A 16,319-nucleotide genomic window follows, 5' to 3' on the forward strand; every position below is an offset into this window, starting at 1 on the left:
AGCAGTCTGACGACGGGAGCCGCACACCGATGGACACGCTGGCACGGCTGGGTGACGAGTATTTCCGCCTGCACTTCGCGGCCGACCCGCTGTCGGCCAGCGTGTTCGGGGTGGAGGGCTATGACGCCGAGGTCCCCGACCCCAGCCGCGCCGCGGCCGCCGAGCAGCAGGCGGCCCTCGCCCGGGTCGAGGCGGAGCTCGCCACCGTCGACCGGGACACCCTGGAGGGGCAGGACCGGATCAGCCACACGATCCTGACCCGCCTGCTGCGCGACGAGCAGCAGACACTGCGCGACGGGGTCACCGAGGTCGCGGTGACCGCGAGCATCGCGGGGCCGCTCGCCCTGGTCGTGTCGGCGGCGCAGGCGGCGACCGGCCCCGACGAGGCATACCTGGCCCGGCTGGAGAAGCTCGGCGGTTTCTTCGACGGGCACGCCGAGCGATACCTGCAGGCGGCCGGCGACGGGCGGTTCCCGACGGAGCTGGGCGTGCGGCAGGCGGTCGCGCAGGTCGACGCGTATCTCGCCACGCCGGTCGAGCGGGACCCGCTGCTGCGGCGCCTTCCGGGCAACGCCCGCGCCGCCGAGGTGATCGAGCGGTCGCTGCGCCCGGCGCTGGCCCGGTTCCGCGCGGTCCTGGCCGAGCGGCTCCTGCCCGTGGCCCGCAGCGGGGAGCAGGTCGGGCTGTGCCACGTGCCCGGCGGCACCGAGGGCTACCGGGCGCTGATCGGGGCCTACACCACGACCGGGCTCGGGCCGGAGGAGATCCACCGGATCGGGCTGGACCTGGTCGCGGGGCTGCGTGAGGAGTTCGCCGAGCGCGGCGGGCGGGCCCTCGGCGCCCGTGACGCCGCCGAGGTCATCGGGCGGCTCCGGGACGACCGGGAGCTGCGCTTCGGTGGGGCCGGGGAGATCGTCGACACCGTGACCGGTGCGCTGCGGCGCGCCGAGGAGGCGGTGCCGGACTGGTTCGCCGGATACGACATCGCGCCGTGCGTGGTCCGCGAGATGGACCCGGCGGAGGCGGAGAACTCGGTGCTCGGCTACTACGTCGCGCCCGCCGCGGACGGTTCGCGGCCCGGCGCGCACGTGGTGAACACGTACCGGCCGGAGCTGCGCGCCCGGTTCGAGTACGAGGTGCTCGCCTTCCACGAGAGCGTCCCCGGGCACCACCTGCAGATCGCCGTCGCCCAGTCGCGCGGTGACCTGCCGCGGTTCCGCCGGTTCACCTACTTCGACGCGCACGGCGAGGGCTGGGGCCTGTACACCGAGCGCCTCAGCGACGAGATGGGCCTGTACACCTCGGAGCTGGGCCGGCTCGGCATGGTGTCGTTCGACGCGTGGCGGGCGTGCCGGCTGGTGGTCGACACCGGCATGCACCACTTCGGCTGGTCGCGGGAGCGGGCCATCGCCTACATGCTGGAGAACACCGCGCTGACCGAGACCAACATCGTCAACGAGGTCGACCGGTACATCGCGATGCCGGCGCAGGCGCTGGCGTACATGCTGGGGCGGCTGCGGATCCAGCAGCTGCGGGAGCGGGAGCGGGCGGCGCTGGGGCCGGCGTTCGACCTGCGCGCCTTCCACCACGAGGTGCTCGCCCAAGGGCCGCTGCCGCTGGACACCCTGGAGGAGCAGGTCTCGGCCCGCTGGGCGTAACTTTCGCGCCGAAAAGTTTTCGGCACCCAGCGCAGCACGCTCAACAGCCTGAAGCGCAGCTTAAGCCCGCAATACATTGACGCCTGCCGTTGACATGGGCATCGGTTGTTGCCACCTTGTCGAAAAGGATTTCGGCAAGGAAGGACAGCCATGCTCAGAAAGCTCCTCGTACCGGTCGCCGCGCTGGCGCTGCTCGCCGGCGGCGTCACGGTCGCCGAGGCCGCGCCAGGGCAGAGCGACAACCTCGCCCGCTCCGCCACCGCGACCGCCTCGTACACCTCGCCGTGGGAGAGCATCGCCGCGGTCAACGACGGCATCGACCCCGCCACGTCCAACGACACCGCGAACCGGCGGTGGGGCACCTGGCCCAACACCGGCGAGCAGTGGGTCCTGCTCACCTGGTCGGCCGCGCAGAGCCTGCGCGCCGCCGACGTCTACTTCTTCGACGACAACGGCGGCGTGCGGATCCCCGCGTCGTGGCGCCTGCAGTCGTGGAACGGCTCGTCCTATGTGGACGTCGTCGGCGCGAGCGGCTACCCGACGGCGGTCAACCAGTACAACGCCGTGAACTTCACCCCGGTCAGCACCAGCCGGCTGCGCCTCGTCCTGCAGAGCGGCGCCGCGTCGGTCGGGGTGCTGGAGCTGCGGGCGTACACCACCGCGATCGGCACCGGCGGCGGAGGGACGACCGGCTGGACCCCGCCGGCCAACCTCGTCGCCCCGCTCAACCAGGTGTGGCAGCACGTGGAGTCGACGTATTCGAATCTCTACGGCTTCCGCAACTACGGCTGGGACCAGGTCTTCGCCAACCGCGGCAGCATCAACTACTGCGTCCGGTGGGACTCCAGCGCCCCGGTGAGCGCCGCGCTGCGCGACCAGATCCACGCGTCCCTCGCCCGGCAGTTCAAGAAGTGGATGGACGTGATGGCGGGGCACAACGGCTGGCCGTACCAGTCGGTGCCGTTGAAGGTCGTCGGCTGGGCCGTGCGCGACCGGGCCACGCTGCAGTGGAGCGACAGCTCGGTCGACGTCTACGTCAACAACATCCGCGAGAACGCGCCGCAGTGCTCCGAGCCGTGCGGCCGGTTCTTCAACCAGAGCGGCAACTACCCGAACTGCCCGGGCGGCGCGTCACACCACTACGACATGTCGCTGTGGTTGACGGCGGGGATGAACGGCGGCGCCGGCGGCGACTGGGGCCAGCGGGTCGGCAGCGAATACTTCGTCGGCGCGCTCAACTCCGACAACATCCACATCCTGCTGCACGAGATCGGCCATAGCTTCGGCCTCGACGACTTCTACGACTGGACCCCGACGGGCGTGGGCGGCTTCCTCATGAAGGCCGGCTCGGCGTCGCAGATCACCGAGTTCGACGCCTGGATGCTGCGCGACTGGTGGCGGCACCTGAAGGACCGCTACGGCTACTGATCCGACGGCGGCCCCGCCGTGAGGCGGGGCTCGCCGGTGGCGACGGCGCGCAGCTTGTCGGGATTGGCGACGTTGTGGATCGCGGCGATCCGGCCGTCCGCGTCGACGTCGAGGACGAGGACGCCGATGACGCGGCCGGCGCCGGTGAACACGACGCCGGTCCGGCCGTTGAGCTCGGCCAGGTCCACGCGCATGTCGGCGAGCGCGACCCCCTGGTACGGCTGCTCGCCGAAGGTCGCGAACCAGGCCGCCACCCGCTGCGCGCCGGTGACCGGGCGCAGCGCCTGGCGGACCTTGCCGCCGCCGTCGGTCCAGACGGTGACGTCCGGTGCGAGCAGCTGCATCAGGGTGTTGATGTCGCCGCCGCTCGCCGCGGCGAAGAACCGCTCGGTGACCTCGCGCTGCTTGACGGCGGTGGCATGGAAGCGCGGCCGGCGGGCCTGGACGTGCTCGCGGGCCCGGTGCGCGGCCTGGCGCACCGCGTCCTCGGACCGCTCGACGGCGTCGGCGATCTCGGCGTGGGTGAAGCCGAAGGCCTCCTTGAGCACGAACACGGCGCGTTCCAGGGGACTCAGGGTCTCCAGCACCATCAGCAGCGCCATCGACACCGTGTCGGTGTCCGTTTCGGCGCCCGTGCCGGCGTCTGTACGGATCGGCTCCGGCAGCCACGGTCCGACGTACACCTCGCGCCGGGAGCGGACCGCCCGCAGCCGGTCCATCGCCACGTTCGACACGATCCGCACCAGGTACGCCTTGGGTTCGGCAACGTCGCTGCGGTCGGCGGCGGACCATTTCATCCAGGCGTCCTGCACCGCGTCCTCGGCATCGGTCGCGGTGCCGAGGATGCGGTACGCCACGGAGAACAGCAGGCGCCGGTGCGCCGCGAACGCGTCGGTCGTCACGATCAAGGTTCTACCCGTTCAGGCCGAGCAGGAACGCGGCGACCACCGGGGCCAGGTACAGCAGCGGAAACGGGACGTGCGAGTAGGAGCGTGCCCGCAGCACCGTGATGACGGCGCCGGTGAAGTACAGCGCCAGCCCGATGCTCGCCGCGACGCCGACGGCGGGCACGAGCAGACCCACGAGCAGACCGGCCGCGCCGGCGGCCTTGGCGACGCCGAGCCAGGTCCACCAGGACTCGGGGACGCCGTACGCGGCGAGGGGTTCGACGACCCACTTCGCGCGGGTGAACACCGAGACGGCCGAGAAGCCGACCCAGAGTGCGGCGGCGATGGTGACGACGATGAACATTGCTGTGCTCCTCCCGGGTGTTGGACGACCGCGAGACGGAACGCAGAGGCCCCAGCGTGACACGGTGTGACAGCCGTCACCGGTCTGAGGTGCCGGTCACGTGAACTTGCATCATCATGCAGTGGGATGCATATACTTTCGGCATGTCCAAGGTGCTCACCTCCCTGCCCGTCGGTGAACGTGTCGGAATCGCCTTCTCCGGTGGCCTGGACACGTCGGTAGCTGTCGCGTGGATGCGCGAGAAGGGCGCGGTGCCCTGCACCTACACCGCTGACATCGGGCAGTACGACGAGCCCGACATCGCGTCGGTCCCGGGCCGCGCAGGTGCCTACGGCGCCGAGATCGCCCGCCTGGTCGACTGCCGCGCCGCGCTCGTCGAGGAGGGCCTCGCGGCCCTGGCCTGCGGCGCGTTCCACATCCGCTCCGGCGGCCGCGGCTACTTCAACACCACGCCGCTGGGCCGGGCCGTCACCGGCACCCTGCTGGTGCACGCGATGCTCGAGGACGGCGTGCAGGTCTGGGGGGACGGCTCCACCTTCAAGGGCAACGACATCGAGCGCTTCTACCGCTACGGGCTGCTGGCGAACCCCTCGCTGCGCATCTACAAGCCGTGGCTGGACGCCGCCTTCGTCACCGAGCTCGGCGGGCGCAAGGAGATGTCCGAGTGGCTGCTAGCGCACGGGCTGCCGTATCGGGACAGCACCGAGAAGGCGTACTCCACCGACGCCAACATCTGGGGCGCCACGCACGAGGCGAAGACCCTGGAACGCCTCGACACCGGCATCGAGATCGTCGAGCCGATCATGGGCGTGCGCTTCTGGGACCCGTCCGTCGAGATCGCCACCGAGGACGTCACGGTCGGCTTCGAGCAGGGCCGCCCCGTCACGATCAACGGCAAGGAGTTCGGCTCCGCCGTCGACCTGGTCCTCGAGGCGAACGCCATCGGCGGCCGGCACGGCCTGGGCATGTCCGACCAGATCGAGAACCGGATCATCGAGGCGAAGAGCCGCGGCATCTACGAGGCGCCGGGCATGGCCCTGCTGCACGCCGCGTACGAGCGGCTGGTCAACGCGATCCACAACGAGGACACCGTCGCGGCGTACCACAACGAGGGACGGCGGCTGGGCCGGCTGCTGTACGAGGGCCGCTGGCTGGACCCGCAGGCCCTGATGCAGCGCGAGTCGCTGCAGCGGTGGGTCGGCTCCGCCATCACCGGCGAGGTGACGCTGCGGCTGCGGCGCGGCGAGGACTACTCGGTCCTCAACACCTCGGGCCCGGCGCTGAGCTACCACCCCGACAAGCTGTCGATGGAGCGCACCGAGGACTCCGCCTTCGGCCCGCTGGACCGCATCGGCCAGCTGACCATGCGCAACCTGGACATCGCCGACTCGCGGGCGAAGCTGGAGCAGTACGCCCGCATCGGCATCGTCGGCAGCAGCCAGCACCGCCAGCTCGTCGCCGGCCCGGAGCAGTCGACCAGGCTGATCGGCACGATGCCCGAGGGCGGCGCCGAGGCCATCGCCTCCCGCGGCGAGGTCGCCGTGGGAGACGAGTGGCTCGACAACGCCGCCATGGAGGCGGGCACCGACTGACCTGCACCACCTGAGGCCCGTGCTTCCGCACGGGCCTCAGCCGTCTGCTTTGCGGCAGGGTGCCTTCGGTTTACGGCAGGGGTGCCTTCGGCAGGCTCGGCGCGGAGTTGAAGACCTGGACGCCGGCCTCGTTGTCGCCGTCGAACGGGGTCACCGCGCCCTGACCGGCACCGAGGCAGAAGTCGTCGCCGGTCGGCTCGGCGAACCACATGCCCATGTGGCCGAGTTCCTTGCGGACCCGCTCCTTGCCGACCAGCGTCGAGGAGAACGCCTCCTCGGCGATGACGCGCAGCTCGGTGCGGCCCTTGCCATACTTGTCGGTGAAGACGTCGCCGATGTACTCGGCCGCGCCGAACGGCGCCGCCGGGACCTCCAGCAGGAACACCGTGAACGCCGTGTTGGCGGGGCCGCCGGTGACGGAGACGTCGACGACGTCGAAGCCCTTCACGTCGGTCTCGAGGGCGACGCTCACGTCGACCTTGACCTTCGGCAGGCACTTCGCGAGCTGCTCGGAGCTGGGCGCGAGCTTGAACTTGACCAGCTCGGGCTTCTTGCCGGTCGACGTGTACTCGCCGACCTTGTCGAGCGCGACGTCGCCGGTGACGGCGCCGAAGCCGACGAACGCCGCAGCCCCCGCGACCGCGCCGACTGTCAGCAGGGCGAGACCTTTACCGATTCCCATGACTCTGACCTCCCATGTGGGCTTGCCTGCGGCACGTTGCCGTCGGATACCCATGGGCACGGGCGGTGCGGGAGTGGCGTTCACCAGCGGCGATGTCATGACCTCGACACACGCCGCGGTGAACCATGATCACCAGCCTTTGACCTCGGGTTCGTAGCCGCCGGCGCTGGTCGAGTCGACGAAGGTGCGCTCGGCCACGACGGTGCCCTTCGCGTCGACGGCCCGGACCGTGACCTGCAGTGGAGCGGGCACGTCGAGCTGCACGATGACCGCCCGCTGCCGCGGGGTGAGCTTCGCGAGGGCCTGCTCCAGCACCATCCTGAGCACCGCCCGGTCCGTCTCGTCCCCCGCCGTCGCCCGGTCCGGCACGTCCGCGGTCGGGTGTTCGAGAAACCTCCGCCGCCGCCACGTCCGGACGTGCTCGTGGTACAGGATCTTGCGGATGTACGCCTCGGGGTCTCCGGCCGCGGCCACCTTCGACCAGTGCAGGGCCGCCTTGATCAGCGCCCCCTGCAACAGATCCTCGGCCTGCGCATGCCCCCCGGCGAGCAGGTACGCGGCGCGGGACAACCGCGGCAGCCGCGCACGCACGAACTCCCGGAACCCCTCTTCGTCGACCACGCGGCTCCTCCCCGACTGCCTTCTACCGCTCTACATGCCTCCACCGCCCCACCAGGTTGGAACCCGCGACGATCCAGAGGGCCGTGCCGTACATCGTCAGGCCCAGCAGGATGAAGGCGGCGGCTACCGGGTAGCGCCAGGTGGGGGGCATGTAGGTGGCGAGGAACCAGCTGTGGCGCAGGGTGTCGTTGGCGACGAAGACGGCGGCCAGGATGCCCTGGGGGATGAGGGGGATGGCGCCGAAGCCGAAGCACCAGCCGACGATCGTCTTCTGGGTGCGGCCCAGGTTTTCGAAGCGGGCCTTCGTCGAGGTCTGGGATTTGCGGCCGGTGCGCATGGTGTCCAGCAGTTCCGGGCCGTGTGACTGCAGGCGGCGGTCGGCGAGCAGGCCCAGGCCCCAGTAGAGGACGGCGCCGGTCAGGATGCCGACGGCGACGCCTGCCCAGCTGAACCAGATGGCGGCCAGCGCCGCCGGGACGCCGGTGAGCAGGACGAGGGCGAGCATCAGGTACGCGAGGCCGGTCAGGCCGCCGTCGTCCTCGCTGGTGCGCAGGGGGTTGCCGGCGCGGCGGTGGGGGTCGGTGCCGGGGACCATGGCGTACACCGACAGCAGCGGGAGCAGGCCGGCCGCGCCGCCGAGCAGGGCGGCCAGCAACGCCAGGACCAGTGGCCACGGGCCGCCGGTGATCGCGGTGAACGCCACCGTCAGCACGAGGGCGATCGGGGCCTGCACCGACAGCCAGGCCAGCTGCCGGCCGCGGACATCGCTCGCGCCGGGGGTCATCAGGGTGAGCCAGAGGGCGGTGCCGTCGGTGCCGTACAGGTTGGAGGCCATCGCGGCGGCCATCACCACGAAGATCGGGCCTGCGTAGGGCAGCATGCCGTTCCAGCCGATGAGCAGCGGGCTGGCGGCGAAGGCGACGCCGTAGGTGAGGGCGAACGCGAGCTGGTGGTTGCGGACCAGGTCGCGGGACCAGGTGCGCAGTTCCTTGGCGACGACGGCGCTCTCGACGCCGGTGGCCGTCATGGGCCGACGGCCGCGGCCGGAGACGCGGGTCGCGCGCCTGGTGAGCAGCGCCGCCCACGCCGCGAGCAGCAGCACCACCAGCGCCGCCAGGGCGGCGAGGGCCCACCACTGGCCGCGGACGGCGAGCAGGCCCCAGGAGGACGGCAGGTACCAGACGGCGGCGGGGATGCCGGTCTGCCCGAACACCACGAAGAAGACCCAGATCTGCCCCAGCGCGGCGAGGATCAGGCCGTTGAGCGCGCCGGCGCCGATCGCGCCGAGCCGGGAGCGCAGCGCGACGCCGACGACGGCCACGCAGACCTTCGACAGCAGGACGAACACGGCCAGCTGCAGCACCATCGCCGGGACGGCGATCAGGGCAGCGGTGAAGCTTCGCTGTACACCGGCGACAACGAGACCCAGCAGGGCGGCGAGGCTGACCAGTGGGGCGACGCCGACGAAGGCCGCTGCCAGCAGGCCTGTCGCGAGGCGCCGGGCGGGCAGGCCGAGCAGCGCGAAGTATTCGGGGCGGACCGTCTCGTCGCCACCGCCCATGAAGATCGGGCCGAGCATCCAGCCGAGCAGCCAGACGGCGTAGCCGGCCGCGAGGAGCTCTGGCTTCCCGGTGACGCCGAGGTACACGGTGCCGGCGGCGAGCAGGGCGCCGAGGACGGCGCCGGTGCCGGCGGTCTGGCCGCGCTGCCCGCGGTAGGCGTGGCGCAGGATCGAGACCTTCATCCGGGCCATGGTCATTTCGACAGCCATGACAGCTCCTTGATCCCCTTGTCCTGACCACCGACGAGTTCGACGAACGTGTCTTCGAGTGAGCGGCCGCTGCGGACGTCGTCGAGCGGGCCCGCCGCGACGACGGTGCCCGCGTCGACGACGGCGACGTGATCGCAGAGCTGCTCGACCAGCGCCATCACGTGGCTGGACAGCACGATCGACCCGCCGCCGGCGACGAACCCGCGCAGGATCGTCTTGATGGTGGCCGCCGAGACGGGGTCGACCGCCTCGAACGGCTCGTCGAGCACCAGCAGCCGCGGCGCGTGCAGCAGCGCGGTCGCCAGCCCGATCTTCTTGCGCATGCCGGTCGAGTATTCGATGACCAGTGCCTTCTCGGCGGTGTCGAGCTCCAGGACGGCGAGGAGTTCGTCGGCCCGTTCCGCCACGACCTTGCCGGGCAGGCCGCGCAGGAGTCCGAGGTACGTGAGCACCTCCCGCCCGGTCAGCCGTTCCGGCATCGCGAGCCCGTCGGGCAGGACACCGACGAGCGCCTTGGCGCGGTTCGGGGCGGTCCAGACGTCCTCGCCGAAGATGCTCGCGGTGCCGGCGTCGGGGCGCAGCAGCCCGACCGCCATGGAGAGGGTGGTGGTCTTGCCCGCACCGTTCTGCCCGACCAGGCCGTAGAACGACCCCTGCGGGACGGTGAGGTCGATGGCGTCAACGGCAAGCTTGTCCCCGAAGCGCTTCGTCAGCCCCCGGATCTTCAACGCTGTCTGCATGCCGTCGACGGTACGGACGCATCGAGCCGGGCGGATTGGCGCTGACTACCCGCGGGGGTGGGGCTAGGTCCACCCTGCCTCGACTCGGCTGCCCGTCACGAGACCAACGGTCATGAGTCGCGCACGTTCGGCTGAATCCGGGCCGATCTGGCCCTGCGACCGCGCAGTGACGCGATTGCTGTCCGCCAGAGAAGCACTGAGGCACGGCCATCGACCTCACTGTTTCAGCCATACAGGCGGGAGAGTAAGCATGTCCGACTACCTCGAGTCTGCGGAGTCCGAATACCAGAGCACCGAGACCGTCGTGACCGCGACGGTTGAGGGTCAGATCATCATGCCGTTCTACGTGATCTGCGACGTGTCGGCGTCCATGGATCGTGACATGGACGAGCTCAACCGGTCCCTGCGTGCCCTGCAGGACGACATCATGGCCAACCCGGTCGTCGACGACCTCACCATGCTGAGCGTCATTACGTTCCACTCCACCGCTCAGACCGTCGTTCCCCTCGCCGCGCCGAGCGAGGTCAATCTGCCCAGGCTCACTGTGGGCGGGGCGACGAACTACGGCGCTGCGTTCCGGGAGTTCGCCCGGGCGTTCGACGCCGACCGGGCGCGGCTCAAGTCCGAGGGCAAGAAGGTGTACCGGGCTTGCGTGTTCTTCCTGAGCGACGGCGAGCCCACCGACCGGGACTATCTGAGCACCTTCCGATCGGTGATCGCCTACGACCCGGTGACGATGTCGGGCAACAAGGCGTTCCCGTACATCGTGACGTTCGGCTTCCGCCAGGCCACCGAGAAGGTCATGTCGCAGCTGGCGTACCCCGATTTCGGCAATTCGAAGGGGCGCTGGTTCCTGTCCCGGAACAACAACATCGGCGAGCTGCTCAAGTCGATGACCGCGACGATCGGCAACACGATCGTCAGCTCCGGAATGAGCGGCAGCCAGGGAACGCAGCAGATCATCCCGCCGACCCCGCCGGCGTCCAGCGGTATGCAGTTCGGTGAGGCGGGCGACTTTGTCTGATCCGACATCCATCGTTGCGGCGGTGGGGCGCCGGGGGTCGGGCGTCGCGCCACTGGCCGCGTATGCCGGCGTCCCGGCGATCGGTCTGGCCGGGCGGGCGGCATCGGAGCTGCCCGCCGGCCCGCCGCCGGCGCTGAGCGGTGCCGCCGACCACGAGCTGAGCGCGTGTTCGTTGCCGGGCATGGAGGTGCGGGCGGCGAGTGTTCGGGGGCTGATGCACCGGTACCGGGAGGAGCCTCGGCAGGACTGCTTCTCGCTGGTGCCGGATGACCGCACCGGCGGTCTCCTCGTGACCGTCTGCGACGGCGTCGGATCGCTGAAACGCTCGCAGGAGGCGGCGTCGTTCGTCGCGGCGCGGGCACCCCGCGAGTTTCTGGCGTGCGGCAGCTGGTCGAAGGCAATCGCGGCGGTCAATGAGGGCCTGACCGAACTCGCCGAGGGTGCCTTGGCGTCCGCGCCGCCCGGCAGCCACACTCCGGACTTCGGCATGTCGACCACGTTCGTCGGGGTTGCGGTGTCCTCGGAGCCGGAGCGGCCGGACGCGGATGGGACGTCGGCGGGCGCTGGGCCGACAGGGTGGGCGGTGTCGATCGCCTGGACCGACGACAGCACGGTGTGGCTGCTGCGTGACGGCCAATGGACGAACCTGACCCCGGCCGGAGCCTCGAGTGCGGACGCGGACCCGTCGATCCACTCGACCCGCGTCCGGGCGTTGCCTCATCCGGATCCTCAGGTCAAGACCGTAGAGATGATCATCGATCAAGGTGCGCTGTTCGTGATGACCGACGGCGTCGGGGTGCCGTTGGAGAGCGCGAGCGAGGTGCGGGGCACGCTCGCCGGCTGGTGGTCGACTCCCCCAGACGTGTTCACGTTCGGCCGGCAGGTGGGCTTCGCACGGAAGGGTCATCAGGACGATCGAACCGTGGTCGGCGTCTGGCTCGCGCCGAACAGCGGGAGGTAAGGCATGCGCGTCGACAAGGGCAGGCTCGGTCCGATGCAGCAGATCGGCAAGGGCGCGGAGGGTGTGGTCTACGAACTGACCGCGCCCTCCGTCCCCGGGCTGTCAGGTCCTCTGGCCTACAAGGAAGCGCTGCCCGGAAATCACCACGATCGTGTGATCCGCGCCATGGAGCACGCGGTGTCGATCCGGGACGGCATGGACCCGACCGACCGGGCCATCCTTGACGACTTCACCACCTGGCCTCTGGCCGTCGTCGACGACAACGGCAAAGGCGTCGGTGCGCTGATGCCGCTCATTCCCAAGGAGTTCTTCGTCCAGACCAATCCACCCGGTCGCGCCCCGGGCCGGGTGGTGTTCGAGTTCGCGTTCCTGTGCCCGTCGGACAGTTACATCAACCGGATGGGCATCGACCGGCGCGCGGCGAACGATCCGATGGTCCGCGCCGCACTGGTCGGACAACTGACCTATGTGATCGCGCTGTTGCACAAGCACGATGTCGTGTACGGCGACCTGAGCCTTCGCAACGTCGCGATCTCGGCGAACCCGCCGCGGCTGCGACTGTTGGACTGCGATCCCGCCGCCAAGCTGTCGAACACCGCGCGGCACCAGCTCAGCACGCCCTTCTTCACCCCGCCGGAGAGCCCGGGGGCGTCCCAGCAGGATCTCCGCAGCGACGTCTACAAGCTCGCGCTGTGCGTGCTGCGGGGGCTCGTCAACGGCCGGGGGGTCACCCAGTTGATGGATCCGCAGGCCCTGCGCGCGGTGCTCGACGCCGAGGGGGTGCGGCTGATCAAACAGGCGCTCGACCCGTTGCCGACGAACCGGCCGTCGGCGAGGGAGCTGTACATCTACTTCGAACGCACCGTGCTGGCCGGCGTCCAGCCACCGGTGCTGCAGGCCGCAGCGGTCGACCGGCCGGTACGGATGCGCGGGCAGGACGTGGTCGTCACGTGGACGGCCACCGGTGCCAAGAAGATCCGGATCCTCGGTCCCAACGGGTTCGTCCAGGAGGTCGGCAGTCCGAGCGCGTTCCCGCGCGGCTTCACCATCACTCCCCCTGCCTCGGGTGAGTTCCTTGTCGAGGCGTCGAACGGTCACGGCACGACGATTGCCTCGGCCGGCTGGGTCGACCTCTATGACCTGCCGCCGTTCACGGTCGCCGACCTCCACCTGCCGATCATGCCGATCCCAGCGCTGGAGCCGGTGAAGCTGCCGGCGGTGCTGTCGGCACTGCCGGCTCGCCCGATGGTCAGCTCCGCCACGCATCCGGTGCCCCGGCTGGCCGCTCCAGACATCGCGTCGTTCATCGACCAGGTGCGTCCCGGAGTGATCGGCGATCCGTTGGCGACCGTCTCCCAGGCCGTTGCCGGCACAACCGCGAGCCTGCTGGACGACGTCCGGAACGCGAGCAAGCAGGTGAGCCAGGCGCTGGTGGACGCCATCGGTGCGCACCGGGCCAAAGCCACGTCAACCACCACCGCACCGGCACCTCCGGGAGGGAAGACGCCATGACGATCTGCAGAACGGGGTTGGCCGGATGACTCGGGCCTCGGTCGGGACGCTGCTCGCGCAACTTGGTGGCGCGTATCCCAAGTACGTGCACCTGGCCCCGTCGGCCAAGGGCCGCTTCATTCAGATGGGTCTGGTCCTGCTGTCCACCGGCGGGCTGGCGGTGGTGTCGATGTCGTTCGCACTGTCCGACGGGCTCAAGGCGAGCTGGTGGATCTCTGTCCCGCTGGGCCTGCTGTGGGGCTTCATCATCCTGAACCTCGACCGGATGCTGATCCAGAACATGAGGCTGGACGTCGGCGTCCGGCGGGCGATCATGATGATCGTTCCGCGGCTCATCATCGCCGCGCTGCTGGGCATCGTGATCGCGACACCGCTGGTCCTGCGGGTGTTCCACGACGAGATCATGACCGAGATGCACGAGCACAACGTGCAGGAGACGGTGATACTGGGCGACGCTCGCAATAACACGCCGCAGGTGAAGGAGCTCGCGGACCTCAACGCCAAGATCGCCAGGGACGACGCCATTCTGGCCGGCGATGTGCCCGATCTGAAGTCGGCGAACGTGGACGCCGCCCGTTCGAATCTGACCGCGGCGCAGACGAACCTCGACGCCAAGCGCAAGGTGTCGGCGGAGCTCTACGACCAGATGCGTTGCGAACTCGACGGCGAGCGGTGCAGCGGCGGCAGCGGCAAGGTCGGGCCCGGGCCGCGGTACGAGGCGCTCAAGCGGCGGTACCAGATCGCCACCGCCGACGAGAACACCGCACAGCAGGCCGTCAACACCGCCCAGGCCGCGCTGGACGACGCCAACAAGAACGCGGCGGCGAGCAACACGGCGGCGGTGGCCGAGGCGCAGCAGCACGCACGGGCCGAACTGCCCGATCTGATCAAACAGCGGGACGCGCTGCAGCTCGTCGTATCCGGGCAGAAATCAGGTGACACCAACGCGGAGGCGAACAACACCGGGATCCTGGCGCAGATCGAGGCCCTCGGCCGCATCGGCGACAAGAGCTCATCGGCCAACTTGGCACACTGGGCGGTCGCCGGTCTGCTGTTCATGATCGAGCTGCTGCCCGTCCTGGTGAAGCTGCTGACGAGTATGGGACCGCCGACCGTCTACGACCGGATCAGCGAGCTGGACGACAATTCCACATTGGACGACGCCAGCCAGCGCCGAAACAGCGAACGGCGCCGCATCGAGGCGGAGTCCAAGATCGAGAATGACATGATAGCCCGGGAGCAGGCCCTCGGCATCAAGGCGAACGCGCACGTCGCCGGCGAGATGGAGAAGATCCTAGACACCGCGCTGACACAGTGGAGCAGCCAGGTGACGAACACGCTGACCACTCCTCCGACGCCGACCAAGCCCTCGCAGGTCGCGCCGGTGCGGAAGAGCGGCATGCCCACGAACAGCAGCCAGACACCCACCCCGGTGATCCCGACGCAGAGCGGACCGTCGTCCGGGCAGAATCCCGTACGGACCCGGTTCGGCATGCCGCCGAGCAGCACGCTGGGGAACACCCCATGAAGCCGCATTGGCGCACGGACGAGCAGTGGACCGGCTTCGTGCTGCTGCTGGTCCCGACGAGCGCAGCTGGCATCGACATCGAGTCGCTGCATCGGCACGTCAAACGCTGGGCCCGCAGCGACCTCGACCTGGCCGACGTGACGTCGGTGGCGTTCAGCCTGCCGGTCCAGGCGGGCGACCACCACGACGCGTCGATGATTGTCCGTTCCTTCGAACGGGCGGCGACCATGCCCGGTCATCTGATGGCACCGCGGGTTGTCTTCGGCTGTGTCGTGCTCGACGAGTCCGCCGACGAGGCGCAGCGGCTGGCCGGCCTGCTCGCGGAGGCGCCCCGGCTTGAGGAGATGCCGGTGTACTTCTTCGGCGTGGGCACGGGATCGGCGTCGGCGGACCCCGACACGCCGAGTCAATCGGCGCATGGCCAGAAGTTGGTGGACACGGTGACCGGCTGCCTGCGCGAGGTGGTGAGCGCGTTCGAGCGGCTTCCCACCTTCGCGATCGCTGAGAAGGCCTACTACGAGTTGACCGAACAGTGGCGAGGCGTCGCGAGCGCACCGGTGCCCGTGCGGTCGGCGCTGCCGTCTGCCGCTGAGACGCCGACGGTCGTGGACACGCGCAAGTCGGCTTCGCGGCCGATCGCCGCCGTTGATCAGCCTGCCTCACGGTCGCTCGATCGAGGACCGGAGGCCGCCTCGAGTGCCCATCCGCCGCGGCCGCGACGGCGAAGGATGTGGGCGTCCCGCGCAGACACCCCGGTTGCCACACCGCCGAGGGTGGAGCGGGCGCGCGACCCCGACGTCGATGCCGTTGCCGTTGCCGACAGTGACATGCGGTCAGGCTGGTTCTCCCTCGACGTCAACGACGTGTTGCGCAAGACGGTGGGGAAACTCGGTGCACGGAAGCAGAAACCTAGTGACCCCGAGGTGCTCGACCGGGTGGCGTTCTCGGGTGGCAATGTCGAACTGTTCTACATCGTCCTGATCGCCGACGGCGCGCAGACGTCGCCGGGCCGGCGCCGCGACGTCGTCCTTGCCATCGACCAACGTCTCGGCCAGATCCGGCATGACGCCGGCCGGTCCATCGAGGTGGCGGCGTTCACCGCCGGGCGGCGGCTCCGCCGTGACGGCACCCTCCGATCAGCCGGACAGCTGACCAAGCAGGACGTACCGCGCCTGCCGGTTGAACACTTCGACCTAGTCGACTGCGTCAGCGAATTGCTCGAGGCCCGGGAGCGGGAGTTGTCCGCGCTGGCGCGGCGCGGAGCGACGGTGTCCGCCGTCCGGGTGTGCCTGATGTCGACGACCGTGCCGCTCGCCGACATCAGCGCCCTGTCGCGGATGGCCGACCTGTGCAAGGCGGCATCGGTGACCTGGATCCTCTTCGACGCCGAACCGGCGCTGATGTCGGCGGCGTTCGCCGAGGCCGGGGTGCTGGTGCTGGAAGACCATTCGGACGTCGCGGGCGAGTTGATCGACCGCATGTTCACGCCCGCTCCGGGTGCGCCATGACGCTTCTACCTTTGCCGGACACCATCAAGGGGGCCGAACCGCA

Annotated in this window: 14 protein-coding genes; 8 read left to right on the plus strand and 6 right to left on the minus strand. The window is 69.9% G+C overall.

Annotation, left to right across the window (positions count from 1 at the left end):
* Positions 1-29: 29 nt before the first annotated feature.
* The gene (locus tag OHA72_RS05880; protein ID WP_327006827.1) at positions 30-1,658 is read left to right on the plus strand and encodes a DUF885 domain-containing protein; all 1,629 of its coding nucleotides are present in this window, start codon (positions 30-32) and stop codon (positions 1,656-1,658) included.
* Between the two features lie 150 nt (positions 1,659-1,808).
* Entirely contained in the window at positions 1,809-3,086 is a 1,278-nt protein-coding gene (locus OHA72_RS05885; protein ID WP_327006828.1) for a BAR domain-containing protein, read from the plus strand.
* Here the strand turns inward: OHA72_RS05885 and OHA72_RS05890 are convergent.
* Positions 3,080-3,988: an RNA polymerase sigma-70 factor gene (locus tag OHA72_RS05890; RefSeq protein ID WP_327006829.1), complete on the minus strand. Its 909-nt coding sequence runs from the start codon at positions 3,986-3,988 to the stop codon at positions 3,080-3,082. The genes OHA72_RS05885 and OHA72_RS05890 overlap by 7 nt on opposite strands.
* A 10-nt stretch (positions 3,989-3,998) precedes the next feature.
* Positions 3,999-4,337, minus strand: coding sequence for a DoxX family protein (locus tag OHA72_RS05895; RefSeq protein WP_327006830.1), 339 nt, complete (start codon positions 4,335-4,337; stop codon positions 3,999-4,001).
* 143 nt (positions 4,338-4,480) lie between these two features.
* On the opposite strand from OHA72_RS05895, the gene argG reads away from it, so the two are divergent.
* Entirely contained in the window at positions 4,481-5,929 is a 1,449-nt protein-coding gene (gene argG, locus OHA72_RS05900) for an argininosuccinate synthase (RefSeq protein ID WP_327006831.1), read from the plus strand.
* A gap of 70 nt (positions 5,930-5,999) precedes the next feature.
* On the opposite strand, the gene OHA72_RS05905 is transcribed toward argG, so the two are convergent.
* From OHA72_RS05905 to OHA72_RS05920, 4 genes are all read right to left on the minus strand, one after another.
* Positions 6,000-6,611, minus strand: coding sequence for a hypothetical protein (locus OHA72_RS05905; protein WP_327006832.1), 612 nt, complete (start codon positions 6,609-6,611; stop codon positions 6,000-6,002).
* Between the two features lie 129 nt (positions 6,612-6,740).
* Positions 6,741-7,232, minus strand: a complete 492-nt coding sequence (locus OHA72_RS05910; protein WP_327006833.1) for a sigma factor — start codon at positions 7,230-7,232, stop codon at positions 6,741-6,743.
* Between the two features lie 22 nt (positions 7,233-7,254).
* Positions 7,255-9,003 carry a hypothetical protein gene (locus tag OHA72_RS05915; RefSeq protein ID WP_327006834.1) on the minus strand — a complete coding sequence of 583 codons (1,749 nt, stop codon included), beginning with the start codon at positions 9,001-9,003 and terminating at the stop codon, positions 7,255-7,257.
* Positions 8,988-9,743: an ABC transporter ATP-binding protein gene (locus OHA72_RS05920; RefSeq protein ID WP_327006835.1), complete on the minus strand. Its 756-nt coding sequence runs from the start codon at positions 9,741-9,743 to the stop codon at positions 8,988-8,990. The genes OHA72_RS05915 and OHA72_RS05920 overlap by 16 nt, the downstream gene beginning before the upstream one ends.
* A 166-nt stretch (positions 9,744-9,909) precedes the next feature.
* On the opposite strand from OHA72_RS05920, the gene OHA72_RS05925 reads away from it, so the two are divergent.
* From OHA72_RS05925 to OHA72_RS05945, 5 genes are read left to right on the plus strand one after another with little or no spacing between them, the layout of a single operon-like run.
* Positions 9,910-10,767, plus strand: coding sequence for a vWA domain-containing protein (locus OHA72_RS05925; protein ID WP_327006836.1), 858 nt, complete (start codon positions 9,910-9,912; stop codon positions 10,765-10,767).
* A gap of 22 nt (positions 10,768-10,789) precedes the next feature.
* Positions 10,790-11,728: a protein phosphatase 2C domain-containing protein gene (locus OHA72_RS05930; protein ID WP_327006837.1), complete on the plus strand. Its 939-nt coding sequence runs from the start codon at positions 10,790-10,792 to the stop codon at positions 11,726-11,728.
* A gap of 3 nt (positions 11,729-11,731) precedes the next feature.
* Positions 11,732-13,240: a hypothetical protein gene (locus OHA72_RS05935; protein WP_327006838.1), complete on the plus strand. Its 1,509-nt coding sequence runs from the start codon at positions 11,732-11,734 to the stop codon at positions 13,238-13,240.
* Positions 13,241-13,265: 25 nt separating this feature from the next.
* On the plus strand, positions 13,266-14,768 hold the full coding sequence (locus tag OHA72_RS05940; protein ID WP_327006839.1) for a DUF4407 domain-containing protein: 1,503 nt from the start codon (positions 13,266-13,268) through the stop codon (positions 14,766-14,768).
* Complete coding sequence (locus OHA72_RS05945) at positions 14,765-16,276, plus strand: hypothetical protein (protein WP_327006840.1); 1,512 nt, start codon at positions 14,765-14,767, stop codon at positions 16,274-16,276. Before OHA72_RS05940 ends, OHA72_RS05945 begins: the two co-directional genes overlap by 4 nt.
* The last annotated feature ends 43 nt before the right edge of the window (positions 16,277-16,319 follow it).

It is taken from the genome of Dactylosporangium sp. NBC_01737 (genome assembly GCF_035963215.1).
In the GTDB taxonomy this organism is placed as follows: Bacteria; Actinomycetota; Actinomycetes; order Mycobacteriales; family Micromonosporaceae; genus Dactylosporangium.

Excerpts from the sequence above, each read along its gene's own strand:
- OHA72_RS05935 (WP_327006838.1), top strand. The coding sequence starts at position 11,732 with ATGCGCGTCGACAAGGGCAGGCTCGGTCCGATGCAGCAGATCGGCAAG.
- OHA72_RS05915 (WP_327006834.1), bottom strand. The coding sequence starts at position 9,003 with ATGGCTGTCGAAATGACCATGGCCCGGATGAAGGTCTCGATCCTGCGC.
- argG (WP_327006831.1), top strand. The coding sequence starts at position 4,481 with ATGTCCAAGGTGCTCACCTCCCTGCCCGTCGGTGAACGTGTCGGAATC.
- OHA72_RS05940 (WP_327006839.1), top strand. The coding sequence starts at position 13,266 with ATGACTCGGGCCTCGGTCGGGACGCTGCTCGCGCAACTTGGTGGCGCG.
- OHA72_RS05895 (WP_327006830.1), bottom strand. The coding sequence starts at position 4,337 with ATGTTCATCGTCGTCACCATCGCCGCCGCACTCTGGGTCGGCTTCTCG.
- OHA72_RS05905 (WP_327006832.1), bottom strand. The coding sequence starts at position 6,611 with ATGGGAATCGGTAAAGGTCTCGCCCTGCTGACAGTCGGCGCGGTCGCG.
- OHA72_RS05920 (WP_327006835.1), bottom strand. The coding sequence starts at position 9,743 with ATGCAGACAGCGTTGAAGATCCGGGGGCTGACGAAGCGCTTCGGGGAC.
- OHA72_RS05885 (WP_327006828.1), top strand. The coding sequence starts at position 1,809 with ATGCTCAGAAAGCTCCTCGTACCGGTCGCCGCGCTGGCGCTGCTCGCC.
- OHA72_RS05945 (WP_327006840.1), top strand. The coding sequence starts at position 14,765 with ATGAAGCCGCATTGGCGCACGGACGAGCAGTGGACCGGCTTCGTGCTG.
- OHA72_RS05880 (WP_327006827.1), top strand. The coding sequence starts at position 30 with ATGGACACGCTGGCACGGCTGGGTGACGAGTATTTCCGCCTGCACTTC.